The organism is Moraxella sp. CTOTU46711 (assembly GCF_031975715.1).
In the GTDB taxonomy this organism is placed as follows: Bacteria; Pseudomonadota; Gammaproteobacteria; order Pseudomonadales; family Moraxellaceae; genus Faucicola.
Window position 1 is genome coordinate 257,750 of the sequence record NZ_DALYMP010000003.1, and the last position, 21,125, is coordinate 278,874.

18 protein-coding genes are annotated in these 21,125 nt (G+C 44.3%); 10 read left to right on the forward strand and 8 right to left on the reverse strand.

Translation table 11 applies throughout. The features are described from left to right. Nucleotides 1–74: 74 nt before the first annotated feature. On the forward strand, nt 75–1,271 hold the full coding sequence (ttcA, locus tag RTJ53_RS06935) for a tRNA 2-thiocytidine(32) synthetase TtcA (protein ID WP_312276416.1): 1,197 nt from the start codon (nt 75–77) through the stop codon (nt 1,269–1,271). 256 nt (nt 1,272–1,527) lie between these two features. On the opposite strand, the gene RTJ53_RS06940 is transcribed toward ttcA, so the two are convergent. Beyond that, nucleotides 1,528–2,175 carry a DUF2799 domain-containing protein gene (locus RTJ53_RS06940; protein ID WP_312276397.1) on the reverse strand — a complete coding sequence of 216 codons (648 nt, stop codon included), beginning with the start codon at nt 2,173–2,175 and terminating at the stop codon, nt 1,528–1,530. 241 nt (nt 2,176–2,416) lie between these two features. Here RTJ53_RS06940 and RTJ53_RS06945 point away from each other — a divergent pair, with 241 nt between their 5' ends. The 3 genes from RTJ53_RS06945 to topA are packed head-to-tail and all read left to right on the forward strand — an operon-like array spanning nt 2,417 to nt 6,485. Then, nucleotides 2,417–3,172, forward strand: coding sequence for a ParA family protein (locus RTJ53_RS06945; protein ID WP_312276398.1), 756 nt, complete (start codon nt 2,417–2,419; stop codon nt 3,170–3,172). 8 nt (nt 3,173–3,180) lie between these two features. Then, nucleotides 3,181–3,681 carry a hypothetical protein gene (locus RTJ53_RS06950; RefSeq protein ID WP_095355881.1) on the forward strand — a complete coding sequence of 167 codons (501 nt, stop codon included), beginning with the start codon at nt 3,181–3,183 and terminating at the stop codon, nt 3,679–3,681. Nucleotides 3,682–3,728: 47 nt separating this feature from the next. Further along, nucleotides 3,729–6,485: a type I DNA topoisomerase gene (topA, locus tag RTJ53_RS06955; protein WP_312276399.1), complete on the forward strand. Its 2,757-nt coding sequence runs from the start codon at nt 3,729–3,731 to the stop codon at nt 6,483–6,485. A 238-nt stretch (nt 6,486–6,723) separates the two neighbouring features. Here topA and hslO read toward each other — a convergent pair whose 3' ends face one another. Then, nucleotides 6,724–7,659 (reverse strand): Hsp33 family molecular chaperone HslO, encoded by a 936-nt coding sequence (gene hslO, locus RTJ53_RS06960; RefSeq protein ID WP_312276400.1) that lies wholly within the window; start codon nt 7,657–7,659, stop codon nt 6,724–6,726. Nucleotides 7,660–8,027: 368 nt separating this feature from the next. Here hslO and RTJ53_RS06965 point away from each other — a divergent pair, with 368 nt between their 5' ends. The 4 genes from RTJ53_RS06965 to RTJ53_RS06980 all read left to right on the forward strand — a co-directional run bounded on the left by RTJ53_RS06965 (nt 8,028) and on the right by RTJ53_RS06980 (nt 11,502). Beyond that, nucleotides 8,028–9,107 carry a glutamate/aspartate ABC transporter substrate-binding protein gene (locus tag RTJ53_RS06965; protein ID WP_138018584.1) on the forward strand — a complete coding sequence of 360 codons (1,080 nt, stop codon included), beginning with the start codon at nt 8,028–8,030 and terminating at the stop codon, nt 9,105–9,107. 136 nt (nt 9,108–9,243) lie between these two features. Then, complete coding sequence (locus RTJ53_RS06970) at nt 9,244–9,990, forward strand: amino acid ABC transporter permease (RefSeq protein WP_040404072.1); 747 nt, start codon at nt 9,244–9,246, stop codon at nt 9,988–9,990. After that, on the forward strand, nt 9,987–10,658 hold the full coding sequence (locus RTJ53_RS06975; RefSeq protein ID WP_050324714.1) for an ABC transporter permease subunit: 672 nt from the start codon (nt 9,987–9,989) through the stop codon (nt 10,656–10,658). Before RTJ53_RS06970 ends, RTJ53_RS06975 begins: the two co-directional genes overlap by 4 nt. Before the next feature lie 115 nt (nt 10,659–10,773). After that, nucleotides 10,774–11,502: an amino acid ABC transporter ATP-binding protein gene (locus RTJ53_RS06980; RefSeq protein WP_143822824.1), complete on the forward strand. Its 729-nt coding sequence runs from the start codon at nt 10,774–10,776 to the stop codon at nt 11,500–11,502. 72 nt (nt 11,503–11,574) lie between these two features. Here the strand turns inward: RTJ53_RS06980 and RTJ53_RS06985 are convergent, their stop codons facing one another. Both RTJ53_RS06985 and RTJ53_RS06990 read right to left on the reverse strand, forming a co-directional pair. Beyond that, entirely contained in the window at nt 11,575–12,933 is a 1,359-nt protein-coding gene (locus tag RTJ53_RS06985; protein ID WP_312276401.1) for a WS/DGAT/MGAT family O-acyltransferase, read from the reverse strand. Between the two features lie 28 nt (nt 12,934–12,961). Next, nucleotides 12,962–13,798 (reverse strand): thiazole synthase, encoded by an 837-nt coding sequence (locus tag RTJ53_RS06990; RefSeq protein WP_312276402.1) that lies wholly within the window; start codon nt 13,796–13,798, stop codon nt 12,962–12,964. Nucleotides 13,799–13,971: 173 nt separating this feature from the next. Here RTJ53_RS06990 and gspE point away from each other — a divergent pair, with 173 nt between their 5' ends. After that, nucleotides 13,972–15,477, forward strand: a complete 1,506-nt coding sequence (gspE, locus tag RTJ53_RS06995) for a type II secretion system ATPase GspE (RefSeq protein ID WP_409418142.1) — start codon at nt 13,972–13,974, stop codon at nt 15,475–15,477. Between the two features lie 14 nt (nt 15,478–15,491). On the opposite strand, the gene RTJ53_RS07000 is transcribed toward gspE, so the two are convergent. The 3 genes from RTJ53_RS07000 to RTJ53_RS07010 all read right to left on the reverse strand — a co-directional run bounded on the left by RTJ53_RS07000 (nt 15,492) and on the right by RTJ53_RS07010 (nt 18,625). Then, nucleotides 15,492–16,265: a hypothetical protein gene (locus tag RTJ53_RS07000; protein ID WP_312276403.1), complete on the reverse strand. Its 774-nt coding sequence runs from the start codon at nt 16,263–16,265 to the stop codon at nt 15,492–15,494. Nucleotides 16,266–16,335: 70 nt separating this feature from the next. Continuing rightward, on the reverse strand, nt 16,336–17,790 hold the full coding sequence (miaB, locus tag RTJ53_RS07005) for a tRNA (N6-isopentenyl adenosine(37)-C2)-methylthiotransferase MiaB (RefSeq protein ID WP_409418143.1): 1,455 nt from the start codon (nt 17,788–17,790) through the stop codon (nt 16,336–16,338). A gap of 73 nt (nt 17,791–17,863) precedes the next feature. Beyond that, nucleotides 17,864–18,625, reverse strand: coding sequence for a class I SAM-dependent methyltransferase (locus RTJ53_RS07010; protein WP_312276404.1), 762 nt, complete (start codon nt 18,623–18,625; stop codon nt 17,864–17,866). Between the two features lie 259 nt (nt 18,626–18,884). Between RTJ53_RS07010 and RTJ53_RS07015 the strand changes: the two genes are divergently transcribed. Then, nucleotides 18,885–20,870, forward strand: coding sequence for a lytic transglycosylase domain-containing protein (locus RTJ53_RS07015; protein ID WP_312276405.1), 1,986 nt, complete (start codon nt 18,885–18,887; stop codon nt 20,868–20,870). Between the two features lie 73 nt (nt 20,871–20,943). Here RTJ53_RS07015 and RTJ53_RS07020 read toward each other — a convergent pair. Further along, a partial coding sequence (locus RTJ53_RS07020; RefSeq protein ID WP_312276406.1) for a hypothetical protein occupies nt 20,944–21,125 on the reverse strand: 182 nt, incomplete at its 5' end.

Consider the following 21,125-nt stretch of genomic DNA (forward strand, 5'->3'; position numbering starts at 1 on the left):
TATTTTTATTTATTGGTTTATCATCAGTTAGGTATTTTATGCAATCAAACAATTCTGTAAGCCCAGCAGCAACCATGCCTGCTGTTGAATTAAATCCCCAACGATTAGCCCAACTATTAGAGAGTGACATAAACTCAGATAGTGACATAGATGAGCTTGATGATAATGATTGGGATGATGAGGCGTCAAACAATGATGCTTTAGACAATGAAGCTTTAAACGAAGCGTCAAACAATGAAGCGCAGCACACCTTGGGCGATGCCAAGGCTGACAGCAAAGGCGATGACATCAAATCCGCGCGTTTTCGCAAGCTACAAAAAAAATTACGTAAGCTGGTCTCTTGGGCGATTCGTGACTACAACATGATTGAAGACGGTGATGTGGTCATGGTGTGTATTTCAGGCGGCAAAGACAGTTTTACCTTACTGGATATTTTATTGTTCTTAAAGAAAATAGCACCGATTCAGTTTGATGTGATTGCCGTCAATCTTGACCAAAAGCAACCTGACTATCCTGAAGATATTTTGCCCAACTATCTGACCGAGCACGGCATTCCGTATTATATTTTAGAAAAAGACACCTATAGCGTGGTCAAGCAAATCGTACCAGAAGGTAAAACTTACTGTTCGGCGTGTTCACGTCTGCGACGTGGTTCGTTATATGGATTTGCCAAACAAATCGGTGCAACCAAAGTAGCACTGGGTCATCACCGTGATGATATCATGGCGACGTTTTTCTTAAATTTATTTCACGGCGGTAGTCTCAAAGCGATGCCACCAAAACTGCTATCGGATGATGGGCAAAATATTTTGATTCGTCCGCTTGCGTATGTGGAAGAAAAAGACATTATCAAATATGCCAATTACAAGCAGTTTCCGATTATTCCTTGTAACCTGTGCGGCAGCCAAGAAAACCTACAACGGGCGATGATTAATGACATGCTGCGCACATGGGATCAGCAATACCCGAATCGCTTGGATTCGATATTTGGCGCGATGCAAAATGTCGCACCGTCACAGCTCGCTGACCGTGAGTTGTTTGACTTTGAAAATTTGCAGTTAAAGCGTGATGAGCATATCCGTGTATTTGAAGGGGAAAACATCCAAGCGGGGCAGATTGATGAGCAGCTTCAGCAAAAAGGGGTACCAACCGCACCTGCTGTACAAAGCTTTGACCCCACCAAATCTCAGAAAAACAAAGCGTCTCAAAAATCCAACGTCAGCCCAAACGCTGAGAGCAAAAAAATACCAACAATCAATCCTTTGGTTTGATAACCAAGCGGGTCAAGCACACGGCTATTTTGGCTGATGTAATGGGTTAAGCTATTGAGGTGATAAGCTGTTGATTCGATAAGCTACTGGTTTAATAAGGAAGCTCGGTTAAATAAATCCAAGCTTCTTTTTTAGTTTTAACCTATAAATGATTGTCATCACGCAGCGAGTTGTATCGCTAAACGAGATTGCGCAACTATATTTCAAAACAAAATTTCACGATAAGTTCGTCGCGTTGTTTTTATTTTAGTCGCTATTATTTTTTTGAACCTATGGTTGCATCATTGCTAGATGTAACGGGGCGAGGCGCAACAGGTTGGCTTGATGTAGGCTGATGGGTATCGCTGTATTTTGGGTGGCGGTTGTTAGGTGCGATGCGGGGATAATACGGACGTGACCAGCCGCCGTAGCCGCCAAAACCGCCGAGCCTTCCATAAAATGGTGAATCCCAAAATGGATCGGTGTTGTACCACAGTTGATTTAGCCTTTGCTCACGTTGGTAGTTGAGATAACCTTCGTCATGGGCTTTTAACAAATCAAGCGTCATCGATTGTGGGCATACATCATTGTAATCGTAGCCCTCACGTCCCAACTGATAAGCGCGTAGCGGCGTGCAATAACGTTTTAACCCTTCTTCACGACCTTGTCGCCACTGTTGCTGATCAGGTACAGTATTGGCTTTAGCGCATTGCTTGATATGCTTTTGAATATAATCTTGACTGCGACCCAGTAAACCATCTTGATAACCAATGGTTTGCCAATTGCTTTGTTGGCATTGAGTGGGTGTTAATCCGCCACCCAAGGTAGCACAACCTGTCATCGAGGCAGTAACAGCAAACAGTCCAAGCATTTTTTTTGAGGTGGTTGCTGGGTGATAGGTTTCTATGAATGAAAGCATCGTCATGGTGGCACCTTTGAGGTTTACAGTCGCCATTAGCCAGTCAAAAACTGGCTAAACCGATTAAACCGTTAATGAATTGATATTTTTTAATTTAGCAGATTATTTATATAAAAGCATTTATCAATGGTTAAAATTTTGTTAGGCTACTTAATACAACCAAATGAATAGCGTCAAATTAACAGGGTCAAAATTTTGGGTTAATGTGGTGATATTGCATTAATTTTTTATCAACAGGGTGAGGGTCATGCAAAAAATTTTAATCGCCAATCAAAAAGGGGGATGTGGTAAAACCTCGATTGCGGTAAGTCTAGCGGCGGCATTGGCAAACCAAGGCAAAACAGTAGCATTGGCAGATGCAGACCCCCAAAAATCAAGCCTGCAGTGGCTAAAAATGCGCCCAGCGGACGTACCTGCCATTATCGGTATTGACTGGCGCGATAGCAATGATATAGGTGATATCCCAAAAACCCTGGGTAAAAATGACTGGCTGATTATTGATGCCCCAGGTGCGTTATCAGGCACTAAAGCCGAGCAGCTGATTGCCGAATGCAAGGCGATTTTAATTCCTGTTTTACCTGCTTTTTTTGATATTGACAGTACCAAACGCTTTTTAAAAAGCCTAGAAGACATCAAACGTATCCGCAAAGGCAAAGTCGATATTTATCTAGTTGCTAATCGCGTGCGTAGTCAATTGATGCAGGACAATGAGCCGACCGAAAAACTGATGGCGTATTTTGCTGATATTGGGCAGCCGCCACTGGCTTGGCTATCTGAGCGTAGTATTTATCAAGCCTTGGCAGAGCGCGGCTTGACGATTTTTGATAAAAGCCAAAAACCGTATCGAGACATTCAAGCCCAGTGGCAGCCAATTATGGATATGCTAGCTTCTGAGCCGCAGCCGACTGAAAAAGTTGATGCCAAAGCCGAAAACAAAGCTGACACCAAAACTGAAGCAAAAACGTCCTCTAAAAAATCCAAAAATAGCAGCTGGTACGAGTAATATAATCAATGGGAATATGGATAGCCATCGCCATCGGGGTGTTTATTGTCGGTAGTATCATGGGGTTAAAACCATCTGCTCGCGAGACCATGCGTGATAATCTGCGCATGGCAGCCAGACGTGTGGGCGTGCAGCCAAAACTGGTCGCATGCCCCGATTGGATTATCGGCGATACAGGCGAACGCGGTAAAGGCATGATGGCGCAATACGGCGTGGTGATTGAGGACGCGAAGATGCGCCCCTGTGATTATCAAGTGATTGAGGGCAAATGGCGACCCTTTACCGGGCATTATCCCGCTAATTTTGCGCTCGATAATCGGGAGGTGGATTTACCGGCCTCCATCGCAACAACCGTTAAAGGTTTAAGCTGTAAAGCCAATTTTGTGTGTATTTATTGGCAAGAAAATAGCCAACTGGGCATGAAATCAGAACTTGAAACCACCGAAAAAGACCTAATCATGTTAAAAAGTAAATTGCATGATTATGCCAAATTGGTGCAGAATAACTAACTTTTCGTATTTTAACTTACCCTTTTTAATGATTTTGTGAACCCAACATGAGTAAAACACCGACAGCGAGAAAATCAACCAAAACCACGGATACGGCTGATACAAAAACAGACACGAAAGCCGCAACCAAAGCCGCCGCGCCTAAATCAACAGCCACATCAAAAGCATCAAAAACAGCGCCTAAAACGTCGGGGCAAGGCAAAGCCTTGGTGATTGTAGAATCCCCTGCCAAAGCCAAAACCATCAATAAGTATCTGGGAAATGATTTTATCGTCCGCTCTAGTGTGGGGCACGTGCGTGATTTACCTGTGTCGGGTTCTGGCGCAGCAAAAACCGATGAGAAGTCGGATACCAAGCTTACTAAAGAGCAAAAAGCGCAGCAAGCCTTGGTACGGCGCATGGGCATTGACCCCGAGCACGACTGGGTGGCACATTATGAAATTCTACCCAGCAAAGTTAAAGTCATTAAAGAATTAAAATCCCTTGCCAAAGACGCCAAAGAAATTTATCTTGCAACCGACTTGGATAGAGAAGGGGAAGCGATTGCCTGGCATCTCAAAGAGGTCATCGGCGGCAATGATGACAAATACAGCCGTGTGGTATTTAACGAAATCACCAAAAACGCGATTCAAAATGCCTTTAAAAGCCCCACCAAGCTAAACTATGACCGTGTCAACGCGCAGCAAGCCAGACGATTTTTAGACCGTGTCGTAGGTTTCATGGTATCGCCATTGCTATGGCAAAAAGTAGCGCGCGGACTGTCGGCAGGGCGAGTACAATCTGTCGCCACGCGTCTAGTGGTGGAGCGTGAACGTGAAATTCGTGCTTTTACCCCAGTGGAATATTGGGAAATCCATAGCAATACCCACAGCCAGCAAGCCAAACAAGAGACCATTCGCGTAGAAGCGGTAAAAAAAGCGGGCAAACCCCTGTCGCTAGAAAACGAAGCACAAACCCATGCCGTTGTCGCATTGCTTGAACAGTCAGATTTTATCGTGGCGGATCGAGAAGAAAAACCCACCCAGTCAAAACCCGCTGCACCCTTTATCACCTCGACACTGCAGCAAGCCGCAAGTACCCGCCTTGGTTTTCCCGTCAAAAAAACCATGATGCTGGCTCAGCGCCTGTATGAAGCAGGTCATATTACTTATATGAGAACCGACAGTACTTTTTTGTCAGCGGATGCACTCACCAGTGTGCGCGGTTTTATTGACAAGCAATACGGCGCAAAATATGTCCCAAAATCGCCCAATGTGTATGGCAACAAGCAAAACGCCCAAGAAGCGCACGAAGCGATTCGCCCCTCAGACGTTTTGGTGCAATCTGCCTCGCTAAAAGACATGGAGCGCGATGCACAGCGCTTATATGAGCTGATTTGGCGCCAGTTTGTGGCGTGTCAGATGCCACCTGCGCAGTACCAATCCATGACGTTGATTGTCAATGCCGGTGAGATTGAGCTTAGAGCCAAAGGTCGCGTGATGACCTTTGATGGGTATACCAAAGTACAGCCCCCTGCCAAAAATGAAGACAATCTATTACCTGATGTAAAAATCGGGGAAAAATTGGTGGTCGATAGTATCGAGCCTACCCAACATTTTACCAAGCCACCGGCCCGCTATACTGAAGCAAGCCTAGTCAAAGAATTGGAAAAACGTGGGATTGGTCGTCCTTCCACGTATGCTGCTATCATCTCAACCATTCAAGAACGTGGTTATGTCAAGGTAGAAAACAAACGTTTATTCGCCGAAAAAATGGGTGATATCGTCACTGACAGATTGGTCAACAGCTTTCCGCATTTGATGGATTATACTTTTACCGCAGGGCTTGAAGAAAACCTAGATGAAGTCGCTGAAGGTCAGCAAAACTGGAAAAAAGTGCTGGATGATTTTTATGGCGATTTTAAAGGCAAGTTAGAGCGTGCCAAAGACGAAGACGGCATGAAGCCCAATGACCCAACCGATGTCCCAGATATTCATTGTGACTTATGTCAGCGCCCAATGCAGATCCGTACCGGTTCAACAGGAGTGTTTTTGGGTTGTACCGGCTATAATTTACCGCCCAAAGAGCGTTGTAAAGGCACCAAAAACTTGATGCCTGTGGAAGCCTTTCATAGCCAAACCAGTAAAGAGAGCCAAAATCTCGGTGAGGACGACGCGGACAACAGCGACGAAATCCAAGCGCTACTTGAGAAAAAACGCTGCCCGAAATGCCATACCGCGATGGATGGGTATATTGTCGATGGCGGGTTAAAACTTCATGTCTGTGGTAACAATCCTGATTGTGATGGCTATCTATTAGAAAAAGGCGTTTTTGAAACCGCAGGCAATGATGATGTGCCTACCATACCTTGTGATAAATGCGATGGGCAAATGGTGCTCAAAACTGGGCGTTTCGGTGCCTATTTTGCCTGTCAGCAGTGCGATAATACCCGTAAAGTGCTCAAAAATGGCGATGCAGCACCGCCACGCATGACCGCAATCCCTATGCCAGAACTCAAGTCACAAAAATTTGATGACCATTATATTTTGCGTGAAGGAGCAGCAGGGCTATTTTTGGCGGCGTCAAAATTTCCTAAAGTGCGAGAGACGCGCCCACCAAAACTGTCAGAGTTACGCGCGATACAAGATCAGTTGGAAGATAAATTCCAGTATTTATTTACCGCGCCAGATACCGACAATGAGGGCAATCCAACGATTTTGCGTTGGAGTCGTAAAAATGCAGAGCAATATATCGGCTCAGAAAAAGACGGCAAAGCCACTAAATTTGCCTTGGTTTATCGAAAAGGTAAATGGGTTGAAGAGTGACGGGCAATCTAGCTGTAAACTTAGCTAGAAAAATTAGCCACAAAACTCAGCCAAATTTTGATGTTAACTGATAAGCTTGCAAAAACATCATTTAAGCGCTACTCACAATTGAAAGCAAAAATTTCAAATTTAACGCGTATATAATGCAGCTAACATTATTGAAATACTAAAAAAAGCCCAAATTCGGGCTTTTTTAGTAGAGTTATTAGCGTGGTTATGATTGAGCTATTATTAATTTTTAAGCAAAAATCATTTCAATATCTTTGTGATCAAAACGGTAAACATGTCCGCAGAAACCACAATCCAACGCCAACTCACCCCCATGCTCATTAGCGATTTCTAATGCAGCTGGTTTGCCCAACTGAAAAATTGCCGATTCACTTTTCTGCTGTGAGCAGGTACAAGCAAAGGTCAACGGCATAGGCTCAGCCGTCACCACGTCTTCTTCATGATACAAGCGATATAAAATCTCATCGGCTGGCAAGGTGGTTAATTCTTCAGCTTTTAACGTTTTGGTTAAGATTTTTAAGCGGGGGAACAAATCATTGTCCACCGTCTCATACTCTTCTTCTGTGGTACGTGGTAGCAACTGCAGCACAATACCACCCGCTTGCTCACCATCACAAGCCAAGTTGATTAAGGTAGGAATCTGTACGGATTGCTGGTGATAGTGTGCTAAACAATCCGCTAAGTTATCCGCCACACGCTCAACGATGCCTTGATACCCTTCTGCTTGTGTGCCATACGTGGCATCAGGTTGGATATTAATAAATAACACCCCTTCACCGACTTTACCAAGTTTGGCAAAGGCATCATTTGCCGTTTGTGCGGATTGCCACGAGCCTGTCCACTCTGCAAGACCGCGAATATGACCTTGGTGGTCGCACTCTGCCATTGCCCAAGTTAAGCTGTCCTGTTCAGGGTCAGTGGCTGCGCCTGAATTTTGCAATTGAATGGATAGACGACCTTCGATTTTTAAGGTGCCAATCAGCAAGCTTGCCGCAACCAACATTTCCCCAAGTAGTTTTTGCAGGGCAAGAGGGTAGTCTTTTTGCTGCAATATCGTCTGCAGGCTGTCGTTGATTCGTACCACGTCACCGCGTACGGGGCTTTGCTCAAAATAAAAACGTTGGCGCATATCAAAATCGTGAAGTGCTTGAGTCGCTGTTGTCATAAATAACCTATCTTAAGTGAGTGTTAATCAATTTATTGAGCTATAAATGGGGATAAAATACAAAATAGCAAAAAAATGGTAAAAAAATTGTCGCTGAAGAAAAAAATATTTTTTGTAAATCTATTGTCACAACACAGAAAAGTAAATTACTATAAACACACATTTTAAATCTTTTGAGTATCCTAAACTATTTTTTATCAGTCATTGTGCAAGGTTTTGCCAGATTTTAATAGGCGCAATGAGGGATGATGAAGGACAGGGAAGGATAAACACAAAGAGATGGGGGGAGTCTTTTTACTCGATTTGGCATTGATAGCCACATAGTGAAAAGATTAACTAAGAACGTATCATACGACAAGGATCATAGGATGATTTTAATCTCTAAAAAGCCAATTGCCTTAGCAACCGTTGCTATTATGGCATTAGGTCTTGCAGGTTGTAACAAAGCCAGCGACAACAAAGCGGCAGGGACTGAAGGTAGCCAACCAGCGGCAGCGGCTACTGGTGAAAAAACGCTCGATAAAATTAAAAAATCAGGGGAAATCGTACTAGGTTACCGTGATTCCTCAATTCCATTTTCTTATATCGCAGGTACGCCAAACCAACCTGTGGGTTATGCTCATGACCTACAATTAAAAATTGTTGACGCAGTCAAAAAACAATTGAATATGCCAGACCTCAAAGTGCGTTACAACCTAGTAACCTCACAAACCCGTATCCCATTGGTACAAAATGGTACGGTTGACTTAGAGTGTGGTTCAACCACCAACAATGAAGAGCGCCAAAAACAAGTAGCTTTCTCAAACGGTTTCTTTGAGATTGGTACTCGCTTATTAACCGCTAAAGATTCAGGCATCAAAGATTTTGCGGATTTAAAAGGCAAAACCTTAGTGACTACCGCAGGTACTACCTCTGAGCGTTTTATCAAAAAACTCAACGATGACAAAAAAATGGGCATTAACATCGTTTCTGCCAAAGACCACGGCGAATCTTTCTTGATGTTAGAAAGCGGTCGTGCGGCAGCCTTTATGATGGATGACGTACTGCTCGCGGGTGAAAAAGCCAAAGCCAAAGATCCAAACAAATGGGTAATCGTTGGTACCCCACAATCGTATGAAATTTACGGCTGTATGATGCGTAAAGACGATAGTGAATTCAAAAAAGTAGTCGATGATGCGTTGGTTGCAACTTATTCATCAGGTGAAATCAACGACATCTACAAAAAATGGTTCATGTCACCGATTCCACCAAAAAACATCAACATGAACTTCCAAATGTCTGATAACTTAAAAAGCTTGTTAGCCAACCCACATGACGGCGCGCAACCAAAAGACGTCGCTAATGCAGCCGCATCTGCTACAGTCAATGCAGTAGCAACGGGCGCTAGTAATGTGGCAACCGCTGTGGCATCTGCAAGCAATGCAATTGCAAGTGCAACAAAACCTTAGTTGATTGGATAACAACAAACTAGGTTAGGAAGGTTACTATCCAACATAAAACTGACGTCATCACCTATCAATTGTGGTTACGTCAGTTTTAGTTTTTGGGTAAATCAATTTGCTAGACAGGATTTTGGGGGTGGCAATGAATTATAGTTGGAATTGGGGCGTGTTGCTGCAACCAACAGGCGTAGGCAACGAAGTCTACTGGCAGTGGCTATTGACAGGCTTTAAATGGCTGTTGGTCATTGGTGGGAGTGGCTGGCTGATTGCCTTAATTATCGGTACGATTTTAGGTATTATGCGTACTTTACCAAATAAAACTGCCAGAGCGATTGGTACTGCTTATGTGAGTTTTTTTCGTAACATTCCGCTATTAATACAGTTATTCTTCTGGTTTTATGTGGCACCTACTTGGCTGACACCTGCCTTACAAAAATGGTGGTTTCAAGAGTTAGACCCAAATACCTCGGCGGTGATTTCGGCAAGTATAGGTCTTGGGTTATTTACTGCGGCACGTATCGTTGAGCAAGTGCGTACGGGCATTGAATCATTGCCAAAAGGGCAGACCAATGCTGCCTATGCGCTTGGGTTTACCTTGCCCCAGACGTATCGTCATATTGTCTTGCCACAGGCGTTTCGGGTGATTTTACCACCGATGAGCTCTGAGCTTACCAACTGTTTTAAGAATGCCTCGGTCGCTTCATTGGTCGGGGTCACTGAGCTGATTAGCCAAACCAAAACTATCAGTGAATATACCCAGAACAATATCGAAGTGTATACCTTTACCACGATTATTTATTTATTGTTTAATTTGGTGTTGATTTATTTTATGACTTGGCTTGAGAAAAAATTACGCATCAAAGGTCAAATCGATGGGGGTGGCGCATGAATATGATGGAATTACAAGCCGCAATGCCAGGGTTGATGGGTGGCTTATGGATCACCTTCAAAGTGTTGTTTTTAGCTATCATTGGCGGTTTGGCGCTGGGTACGATTCTAGCCTTGATGCGGTTATCAGGGATAAAAATTTTAGCCGTGCCTGCCAAGCTATATGTCAACTTTTTCCGTTCAGTGCCGCTGCTGTTGGTATTGCTTTGGTTTTATTTTGCTGTACCAATGGTGTATAACTTGGTGACGGGCACGTATTTGACGTTGGATACCGCGTTTACTTCGTGCGTGGTGGCATTTATGGTGTTTGAAGCCGCATATTTTTCCGAGATTGTACGTGCGGGTATCCAGTCAATTGGCAAAGGACAGGTCAATGCCGCTAAAGCCTTGGGCATGACTTATGGTCAGACCATGCGCTTTATTATTTTGCCACAAGCGTTTCGCAAGATGTTTCCGCTACTGCTACAACAGTCGATTATTTTGTTCCAAGATACGACCTTGGTATTTGCGATTGGCTTGGTGGATTTCTTCCGAGCCTCATACGTGCGCGGTGACTTGATGGGGCTACTAACCCCCTATATCTTGCTGGCAGGGGCGTTTTATTTTGTGGTCAGTCTAACCGCATCGACCGCTGTCAACCACCTACGCAAACGCTTTCGCATGGCTTAATCAATATTGAATAAAGGAAAATAACATGTCAGTAGTTACTAAAATTGATGAAACCACCTGGCTTAACGAATTTGGTGGCTTGGTATCAAACAGTGGACACGCCAGTCCCGATATCATGATTAATGTCAACAAAATCAGTAAATGGTATGGCGACTTTCAAGTATTGACCGACTGTACCGCGCATGTGCACAAAGGCGATGTGACCGTTATCTGTGGTCCATCAGGTAGCGGCAAATCAACTTTAATCAAAACCGTCAATGGGCTTGAAGCCTTTCAACAAGGTGAAATCTTGATTGATGGCATGTCGGTCGGCGCCAAAGAAACCGACTTGCCAAAACTACGAAGCCGGGTAGGGATGGTATTTCAGCATTTTGAACTGTTTCCGCATTTATCCATCTTAGAAAACTTGACCTTGGCACAAATCAAAGTATTGGGTCGTAGTCAGTCTGAAGCGCAGAAAAAGGGCTTGGGTTATCTGGACCGCGTGGGCTTGTCAGCGCATGCCAAAAAATACCCTGCCGAATTGTCAGGCGGTCAGCAGCAACGGGTAGCAATTGCGCGCGCGCTCAGTATGGACCCGATTGCAATGCTATTTGATGAGCCAACTTCCGCACTTGACCCTGAGATGATTCAAGAGGTGCTTGAGGTGATGATTGAGCTTGCTAATGAAGGCATGACCATGATGTGTGTGACCCACGAAATGGGCTTTGCGCGCCAAGTCGCCAACCGTATTATCTTTATGGATCAAGGTCATATCGTTGAAAACTGTAGCCGTGAAGAATTCTTTGCCGGTGCGCGTAGCGAACGCGCGAAAGATTTCTTGTCAAAAATCTTAAATCACTAAAGATAAGATAAAGTTTATTTCATTAAAAAACGGCAGTCATTGCCGTTCTTTATTATAAAAGTTTGCATTAGCCTAATTGCTCATGAGCGATTCAAACTGCTTGAGCTCCTCTTCCATATAGGCGAGTAATCGTTGGCTATGGGGCAATATTTGGCTACAGGTGACGATACAAAACTCGATTTTATCCACGTAAGTACACAAGGTGATATTCATCGCTTGGTCATTGAGCACAATCGAGGCAGGATACAGCGCCTGCAGTTTTGCCCCTTGCCAATACAAAGGCTGATGAGAACCTGGTACATTTGAGATAATCAAGTTAAAACCGCGATAATCGGGAAACAGACCCGTAAGTACCTGCAATCCTGAACGGCTATAAGCAACCCCACTATAAATAATCGATGAGGCTTGTTTCATCCGTGAAAAGCGTTTTTTACTATTTTTGGTGCTGCCATTAATCGTCTTTAACCGTGCAACAGGGTCGGCAAGGTGGGTGGCAAGATTGGCTAAAATAAAGGTAATTTGATTGCCAACGTGTTGGCTTGCGCTATCGTTGTCATCGCGCAGTGATAAGGGTACAAAAGCAATCAATGGTTTTTTGGGTAAGCCATTGATATCGAGCAAATAACGGCGTAACGCGCCCGAACAAATCGCCAAAATCACATCATTGACGGTCACGGCGTAATGTTTCGCGATGGTTTGAAAACGAATAAGCTCATAAGATTGCGCAGAGATACGCCGTGAGCTTGATACCGGTTGGTTGAGGGGGCTATCTGGCGCTTGGGTGGTGGTAATATAGTCTTTGTGAAATCGCTCTACCACATTTTTACCTAAGGCTTTGATAGCAGGTGGTATAGCCAGCGCTTGCTCTTTGACGACACGCAGAAGGGATTTATCTTCTGGTATCAAAGCATCGAGTTGGTGACGATGGCGGGTCATTAGCGACCAAATTGGCAAGCTAATACGCTCGGTTGGCGATTCTGATAGCGATTTTTTGACCAAACGAATCGCCGCTATCCCATCGACCATAGAATGATGAATTTTAAAATACAACGCAAAACGATTGCCTTCAATCCCCTCGATGATGTGACATTCCCACATCGGTTTGGCACGATTGAGTAATTTGCTGTGCTCTTGGGACACATAAGTCAATAGCTCACGGATGCGTGCCGGTTTTGGCAGGGCGATATGGCGAAAATGATGGTCGACTTCAAAGTTTTCATCGGTTTTCCACCATGCTAAATGATATAACACTTGGTTAAACGGAAAACTTGGCGGCGTCTTTTGCGTGACCATCTGCTGCACCAAATCACTGACAAAGGTATCGCTTGCGCCATCGGGAATCTCAAACAAGAACAGCCCACCAATGTGCATCGGCTGATTGCGATTTTCAAGTAAAATAAATAACTGGTCAATGGCGGTGAGCAGACGCATGCGATGTCCTTAAGTATGAAATAATAAATTAGCGGAAAAAATAGCCAGTCTGTGGCGAGCTAGCTTGTGCCATATAACGCGCTGGCATACGACCCGCCAAGAAGGCTTCACGTCCAGCCATCACCGCATGTTTCATGGCAGACGCCATCAATACAGGGTTTTGCGCATGGGCAATCGCGGTGTTCATCAGCACACCATCACAGCCTAATTCCAAGGCAATGGCAGCATCACTAGCGGTACCCACGCCTGCATCCACTAAGACCGGCACTTGGGTCTGCTCAATGATGAGACTTAAGGTATGACGATTGAGCAATCCTAGACCTGAGCCAATCAAACTGCCCAATGGCATAATCGCCACACAGCCCATGCTCTCTAGTTCTTTGGCAACAATCGGGTCATCTGAGGTGTACACCATCACATCAAAGCCATCATCAATCAGTGTCTTAGCGGCTTTGACAGTTTCGATGACGTTGGGATACAAGTTTTTTTCATCGCCCAATACTTCAAGTTTGACAAGGTTGTGCCCATCCAACAATTCACGCGCTAACTGACAGGTACGAACGGCAGTATCAGCATCAAAACAGCCAGCGGTGTTGGGCAGAATGGTGTATTTCTCGGGAGAAATCACATCGAGTAGATTGGGTTCATCTTTTTTCTGCCCGATGTTCACGCGGCGAATGGCGACAGTGACGATTTGGGCGCCACTGGCAGCGATGGCTTCGCCTGTTTGTGCCAAATCTATATATTTGCCAGTACCGACGAGCAAACGAGAGGTAAACGTGCGCGAACCGATGTGTAGCGGGTCGTTTGCGGTTATCAGCGTATTTTGGCTTGAAGAATTTTGAGTTGAAGTGGTTTGGGTCATTGTCATCCCTTTTTAGAGTTTGATTGTCATGGTTATCAATCAGTAAAAAATGCTTTAGTATAACAAAATATAGCTTGTCTCAGGGTCTTTTTGTGCGCCTTGGTAGGATTTGTCTTGTTGATAAGCTACAATGGAACGCATCTTTTCTTGGCTTATTTCATTCGATAATCCCTATGCTAAATCCGATTGCCTTGCCCTATAGTTTTGCTAAACGTCATAAACTGCTGTTGCAATACGCGCAAGATTTGACTGCCCCACCGACGTTGTTGATGACGGCTGATACCCCTATGGAAGCCATCAACGAAGCCAACCGTTTTGTCAGTGAAGCAGGGGTGCCACTGCCACTGAATTTTGCCATGGCGCAAAGTGACGATTTTGAAAAGCAGTTAGCCGCGGTCTATGCAGGCAACACTGGGGAATCTCAGCATATTGCCGCTGGGCTTGAAGATCATCCCGACTTGATGAGTCTTGCTGACAGTGTCCCTGAGACAGAAGACTTGATGGACCAAGAAGATGACGCGCCGATTATTCGACTAATCAATGCGCTACTGTCCGAAGCTATCCGCCTAAACGCCTCAGATATTCACATCGAAACCTTTGAAAAACGGCTATCGGTGCGCTTTCGGGTAGATGGGATACTCAAAGAAATCGTCAGTCCAAAACGGGAACTGTCACCATTACTGGTGTCGCGTATCAAGGTGATGGCAAAAATGGATATCGCTGAAAAACGGGTGCCGCAAGATGGACGCATCTCATTACGTCTGGCTGGGCGAGAGGTGGATGTGCGGGTGTCGACCTTGCCATCAAATTTTGGTGAGCGTGTGGTGATGCGGCTCTTGGATAAGCAAGCGGGTCGGTTAAATATGACCTATTTGGGGTTGTCAGACAATGATTATAGCGAGCTTAAACGCTTAATCCATCGCCCGCATGGCATTATTCTTGTCACAGGTCCGACAGGTTCGGGCAAAACCACGACGCTGTACGCGGCGTTGACGGATTTGAACGATAACACCCGTAATATTTTGACCGCTGAAGACCCGATTGAATTTCAGCTAGATGGTATCGGGCAAACCCAAGTCAATAATAAAGTGGATATGACCTTTGCGCGTAGTTTGCGAGCCATGCTACGCCAAGACCCTGACGTGGTGATGGTGGGGGAGATTCGCGATTTAGAGACCGCAGAAATTGCGGTGCAAGCGTCACTCACAGGTCACTTGGTACTCTCAACCCTGCATACCAATACGGCGATTGGTGCGGTGACGCGGCTGCAAGATATGGGGGTTGAGCCGTTTTTGTTGTCATCGAGCCTCATTGGCGTGGTGGCACAGCGACTCGTGCGTACCTTGTGTCCGCATTGCCATACATGGACGCTTGCCGATGCCTATCAAACGCAGATTTTTACCGAAATAGGCGAAGTCGGAGAGATTAAACTGCCAAAACCTGTGGGCTGCGAGAAGTGCAATCAATCAGGATTTCGGGGACGTACCGCGATTTATGAAGTGGTGCCTGTGGATGACAAACTGCGACAACTGATTCATAGCCAAACGGCGGAGTTTGAGTTAGAAGCGTATGCGCGCAGCAAAACACCGTCAATTCGTGCCGATGGACTAAAAAAAGTATTGTCAGGGAAAACCACGTTGGAAGAAGTATTACGGGTGACCAAAGAAACTGAAGTTTAAGCCTATAAAAATTTTCATGGCTTATTTTCTTTTTCTCGCTCTAAATAATGACTTAAGGCTTCATGGACAAAATAAGTTAAAGCAATAGCTTTAAGGCTATTTACCTCAGTGCCATAATCATCTGACAATCCATGAAGAATCAAATGACGGTTGAAAATTTTTTTATCTTCGGCAGTTATATATTTATCTGTGTTTTCTGTTATTTCCGTTTTTATCCTAAATGGGGCAAAAATAACTTCTTCTAATTGGTCAGTAAATGAGAAATTATCAAATAAGTCATCAGTTTTAGGGAGTCCTGATTTATTATTTTTTGCCTTCTGAGAATATTTTTCAAAAATTCCTATTTTATTAGGTAATAAATCTCTTCCAATGCCTTCAGCTAGTAAAATAAAAGTTGGAATCGAAGAGTAATATTTCCCAGTATCATGAGTGTCAAAAGCATCTTTTATTTGATTAACTCTATTAGGGTATGTTTCTATTAACTGTCTTTTGAAATCATCCGCTTTAAGTCTAATATAATTTTCTAAAAATTTATCTTGTTCATCTGAAGATTTTCCTATCAATCCATTAACCTTAGATGGTAAATCTATAAAGTCACCTTCAAGAATATATATAAACCAGCCTCTATTACTTAAGTCGGTTATTAATTTTTCTAAATCAGACGGTAGCTGATTATTAAAATAATCCAATCCCTTAATGAAATTATCCCAATCAAAAGAACTTTTAAATTCTTCCAAACTCCCTTTTAAAGTATTTAAGATATTAGAAGGTTTAGATTGCTTTCTCATATTAATTTCTGAAAATTGTTACGCAAATTAAGTTAGTAATTAAGAATGGATAATAAAACATATTATCCAATTAACCCAACTCACCTTCCACCAGATGCGGACTCATGGCACGCGTGACTTTCACCATCACCAGTTTACCAATTAACGCGTCATCGCCTTTGAATAGCACCGTTCGCGTATTATCTGCCGTTCCCATCAAAAATTCGGGATTGCGGTCGCCATGTTGCTCCACCAGCACACGCACGGTTTGACCCACCATGCCTTGGGTTTTCGCCCAGGTTGAATCGACAATCACCTTTTGAAACGCCGCCAAACGGGCTTTTTTGGTTGCTATATCGATATTGTCGGGCAAGTCTGACGCAGGCGTACCAGGGCGCTTGGAGTAAATAAAGCTATACGAATGGTCAAAATCCAAATCTTTGGCAAGATTGAGCGTATCTTGGAAATCTTGGTCGGTTTCATTAGGAAAACCGATAATAAAATCGCTTGATAAATACATATCAGGGCGCACCGCGCGTAGTTTGCGGATTTGCTCAATGTAGATATCAATGGTGTGGTTACGCTTCATGGCAGCTAGGATAGCATTGGAGCCACTTTGCACAGGTAGGTGCAGGTGGGATACCAGTTTTGGTATTTTGGCATACGCTTCAATGATATCATCGCTAAATTCCAGTGGGTGGCTGGTGGTATAGCGAATACGCTCAATGCCGTCAACGTGCGCTACATAATGCAATAACTCACTAAAACGGCAAATCGTACCATCGTGTTTTTCGCCGCGGTAGCCATTGACGTTCTGCCCCAATAGCGTTACTTCACGTACCCCTTGGCTAGCAAGGCTGTCAATCTCGGCAAGTACGTCATCTAGGGGACGCGAGATTTCTTCGCCGCGGGTGTAGGGCACCACGCAAAATGAGCAGTATTTTGAGCAGCCTTCCATGATGGATACGAACGCCTTAAACCCTTCCACTTTGGGCTCGGGTAAAAAGTCAAATTTTTCAATGCTAGGGAAAGACACATCGACGACGCCGATACGGTTTTTGGGTTTGACATCCAGCTGTTTGGTGGATTGGTCGTACAGTTCTGGCAGGCGATGCAGGGTTTGCGGTCCAAACACCATATCGACATGCGGGGCACGGCTTTGAATTTTATCGCCTTCTTGTGACGCCACGCAGCCACCTACACCGATGACCAAATTCGGGTTTTTCTCTTTAAGTTTTTTCCAGCGTCCGAGTTCAGAAAATACTTTTTCTTGCGCTTTTTCACGAATCGAGCAGGTATTCATGAGCAGTACATCGGCTTCTTCAGGATTGTCCGTCAGCACCATGCCATGGGAGTCGCCTAGCACATCTGCCATTTTTTCAGAGTCATACACATTCATCTGACAGCCTTGGGTCTCGATAAACACGCGTTTGACACGAGTATCCGCTAGTGGCATGTTGGGTTCAACACTCACCGCTAGCGTTGGCGTTACCAAATTTTGAGTTTTGGAAATCTGTGCTTTTGGGTCAAAAGTAGCAACTGTCATGACTACACCTAAATGTTTCGCCTAAAATAAACCCTTAATTATAACAGATTTTTTTGGCAAGATGCGGTAGTGATTATTTTGAAAGCACTAAATAAATAACATCGGTGCTAAAATTGCCAGCCTCATCTATCTCAAAATATTGTCTAACAGGCGCGGCACAATTTTTTTGTAAGGCTCGAATCACTTGTATGCTGGTATCAGGGGTATGCATACGGGCGACCCAACTGTCAAAATTTAACGCCAGTTTTTGCGTTTCGATAGTCGCCACGCTAAAGCCGGTGATTTGTGCAAAATACAACCACTCGGCAAGACTATAATCTTTGACATGACTGGGATCGCGGATGGTTTCAATGGTCTGTAAAAAATTATTGAGCACAGGGTTGCTATTGCCCAACACATCGACAATCACCACTTTGCCACCGTCAGCTAGGGCGCGATGCATCTCAAACAGCGCTTGTGGTACATTCTGCCAATGGTGCGCAGAATAGCGCGTGATAATGGCATCAAATTGCTGATTGGCAAAGGGTAATTTTTCTGCCGTACCGATTTGCGTGGTGATATTGGTTAGGCCGCGTGTTTTGGCTTGGCTGGCGACAACTTCGGTCATCGTAGGGGTAATGTCATAAGCAATCACTGATGTGGCAACAGGTGCCACTTGATAACTGACGTGCCCACCGCCACAGCCCAAATCTAATACATGCGCAAGCTTGTGCGCCTTTACCAACTGTTTTATTTTGTCGAACTCAGCGCCTTGCGCATGAACAGCGCTATTAAGGTAGTTGTGGGATTTGTCTTGGTATTGTTGAATATTTAGGGCGTGCTGGGTATGGGTCATGGCTTATCGCATTTATTGGTCGCTAATAATAGACATATTATAAGCCAAATAATTTATAATTTATAGTTAATTAAATTTAAAAATAAAAAACTATTGGTTATATAAAATAGGCTGCAACATTTTTATACAATTAGTTGAGATTTGGGTAAATTTTTTTTAGTCGACAATCGTTATAATCGCTTCAGCAAGGTTAACCAATTTTTACATTACTTTTGTCATTTTTTGCCTATTTATCCTATTAAAGGTCTTACCAATTATTATGAAAAATCTCAAGCTTTCGATGATTTCATGCGGTGTGATTGCTGTTTTTGCAGAATCTGCTTGTGCAAGTAGCTATTCTGTAGGGACGCCTAGCACAGCTGATAGTTATTTTAACCAAGCCGAACGTGAAGCTAGCCGTGGCAACTTATCGCAAATGGGCAACTATCAGCAAATGATGGCGGGTGGCAGTCTAGCCATGTATCCAGAATATTGGCAGCTCAATAAAGACTTAGACGCTCAGCCTGCATCAGCGATTGTGAGTTTTGCTAACCGTTATCCACAAACTGCGATGGCAGAAAAATTGGCTGCGGATTATGCGGAAACCAAAGCGCGGATGGGTGATTATGATGCGGTTAGACAAGTGGCGAGCTATGTAACCAATCCTGATGCCAGTGAAGCTTGCGCGATTGCGTTAGGCTTTAATCACGGTGGCGATAGCATGCGCGCTTATACCGAAAAAGGTAATGTTTGGCTCAACACGGATAAAAAACTGCCGCAGCTTTGCCAACAGTTGGCGACTGAGCTCAATGGCAATCGTATGGTTAGCAATGATGACCGTGAGCAGCGGCTGTATCGTATGCTACGCACGGGCAACAACGGTGACATCGTGCAACTTGCCAGCCGATTGGGCGTGCAGCTGAGATACAATCAGCTCATGAGCATCAGTAGCAGTCCTAACGCGTTTTTCTCACAAATCGGAAGTATGCCAGCAACCGCCAGCAATCGATATTTATATCTATACGGATTAGGGCAACTTGCCAAAAAATCTGTCAGTGAAGCGGCGATGCAGCTCAACTATGATTTGGGGAGAAATCCGCAGTTTTTTGATGCCAAAACCCGTCAATATGCCTACCGTACCTTGGGTGTGGCAAGGATGGGCGTCAATACCGATCAAGGGTTTAGTAGTGACGCGGTTGATTGGATGCAAAAAAGTCTGGGCGTACCATTTAACAATGAAGAAGCCGAAAACTATGCCCAAGCAGCGATACGCTATAGCCGATGGTCAGATTTGGCACAAGCGATTGGCGCAATGGACTATAAAAATCAGCAGCAACCGATATGGCAATATTGGCTTGCCAAAGCCTACAAATTGGGCGGCACTAACCAGCAGCGTCAACAAGCCAATCAGCTCTTTAGTCAATTGGCGCAAACCAATGATTATTATGGACTACTTGCCAAAGACCAACTGGGGCAGCGTTTTGACCGATTGCCGACCAATCCACCGGTGAGCAATAGTGATTACTCACGTCTCGCAAACGATAGTTTCTTTAATCGCGCATTTACCCTCTATAAACTTGCCGCCAATCCCAGCTATACCAACCGTGAATGGAATTGGGCGGTAAAAAAAGCACGTGACCGTGGTGATGAGACGATGATTTTGGCAGCGGCGCAAACCGCATCGGACATGGGATGGTATGACCGTGCTATCTATGCGTTGGAATCCACCAAAACAATTCCAAATTCGGCACTGGCATTCCCAATGCCCCATCAGTCTAGTGTCGTGCAATACAGCCGCCAAGCGGGAATCGATCCTGCGTGGGCGTATAGCATCATGCGTCAAGAAAGCCGTTTTAATATCGGCGCGCGTTCGGGTGTTGGGGCAGGGGGGTTGATGCAAATCATGCCAGACACCGCGCGCTATATCGCACGTAAATTGGGCGAACCGTATGAGCCATCTCGCGTCGCAGGGGGCGATACCAATATTCGCTACGGTACATATTATATGGGCGACATTTTAAATAAATTGGGCGGTCAGCCTGTATTAGCCACCGCGGGCTACAATGCAGGGCCAGGTAAGGCCAAAACTTGGCAACCTGAGAACGGTAGCCTAGCCGCCGATCAGTATGTTGAGACCATTCCTTATTCAGAAACGCGCAATTATGTCAAAGCCGTGATGGAAAATGCGACCAATTATGATGTGCTCCTTGGCGGCAGCAACCAACCGATTACTCAGCGCATGGGTACCATTGCTGCTAAATATTAAATTAAACTGAATTAAATAAACTTGCTAAATCTTTGTAAAAACAACAGCTAATTGATTGATAATGGTCAATAAATTACTGTTGTTTTTTAGTATATACAGGGTTTACAAAATCTGACCTAGTTAGTATGATTTCAAAAAATTGGTAGGACTCATAAACATTAGTTTCGTTTGGCAAAAATTTAGTTATTTCAAGCAAAAAATTAATAACTGAAGTTACGCAGCCCTTTAAAAAAGCGCTATCATAACAAAAAAAGC

Excerpts from the sequence above, each read along its gene's own strand:
- ttcA (WP_312276416.1), top strand. The coding sequence starts at position 75 with ATGCCTGCTGTTGAATTAAATCCCCAACGATTAGCCCAACTATTAGAG.
- RTJ53_RS06940 (WP_312276397.1), bottom strand. The coding sequence starts at position 2,175 with ATGACGATGCTTTCATTCATAGAAACCTATCACCCAGCAACCACCTCA.
- RTJ53_RS06945 (WP_312276398.1), top strand. The coding sequence starts at position 2,417 with ATGCAAAAAATTTTAATCGCCAATCAAAAAGGGGGATGTGGTAAAACC.
- RTJ53_RS06950 (WP_095355881.1), top strand. The coding sequence starts at position 3,181 with ATGGGAATATGGATAGCCATCGCCATCGGGGTGTTTATTGTCGGTAGT.
- topA (WP_312276399.1), top strand. The coding sequence starts at position 3,729 with ATGAGTAAAACACCGACAGCGAGAAAATCAACCAAAACCACGGATACG.
- hslO (WP_312276400.1), bottom strand. The coding sequence starts at position 7,659 with ATGACAACAGCGACTCAAGCACTTCACGATTTTGATATGCGCCAACGT.
- RTJ53_RS06965 (WP_138018584.1), top strand. The coding sequence starts at position 8,028 with ATGATTTTAATCTCTAAAAAGCCAATTGCCTTAGCAACCGTTGCTATT.
- RTJ53_RS06970 (WP_040404072.1), top strand. The coding sequence starts at position 9,244 with ATGAATTATAGTTGGAATTGGGGCGTGTTGCTGCAACCAACAGGCGTA.
- RTJ53_RS06975 (WP_050324714.1), top strand. The coding sequence starts at position 9,987 with ATGAATATGATGGAATTACAAGCCGCAATGCCAGGGTTGATGGGTGGC.
- RTJ53_RS06980 (WP_143822824.1), top strand. The coding sequence starts at position 10,774 with ATGATTAATGTCAACAAAATCAGTAAATGGTATGGCGACTTTCAAGTA.
- RTJ53_RS06985 (WP_312276401.1), bottom strand. The coding sequence starts at position 12,933 with ATGCGTCTGCTCACCGCCATTGACCAGTTATTTATTTTACTTGAAAAT.
- RTJ53_RS06990 (WP_312276402.1), bottom strand. The coding sequence starts at position 13,798 with ATGACCCAAACCACTTCAACTCAAAATTCTTCAAGCCAAAATACGCTG.
- gspE (WP_409418142.1), top strand. The coding sequence starts at position 13,972 with ATGCTAAATCCGATTGCCTTGCCCTATAGTTTTGCTAAACGTCATAAA.
- RTJ53_RS07000 (WP_312276403.1), bottom strand. The coding sequence starts at position 16,265 with ATGAGAAAGCAATCTAAACCTTCTAATATCTTAAATACTTTAAAAGGG.
- miaB (WP_409418143.1), bottom strand. The coding sequence starts at position 17,790 with ATGACAGTTGCTACTTTTGACCCAAAAGCACAGATTTCCAAAACTCAA.
- RTJ53_RS07010 (WP_312276404.1), bottom strand. The coding sequence starts at position 18,625 with ATGACCCATACCCAGCACGCCCTAAATATTCAACAATACCAAGACAAA.
- RTJ53_RS07015 (WP_312276405.1), top strand. The coding sequence starts at position 18,885 with ATGAAAAATCTCAAGCTTTCGATGATTTCATGCGGTGTGATTGCTGTT.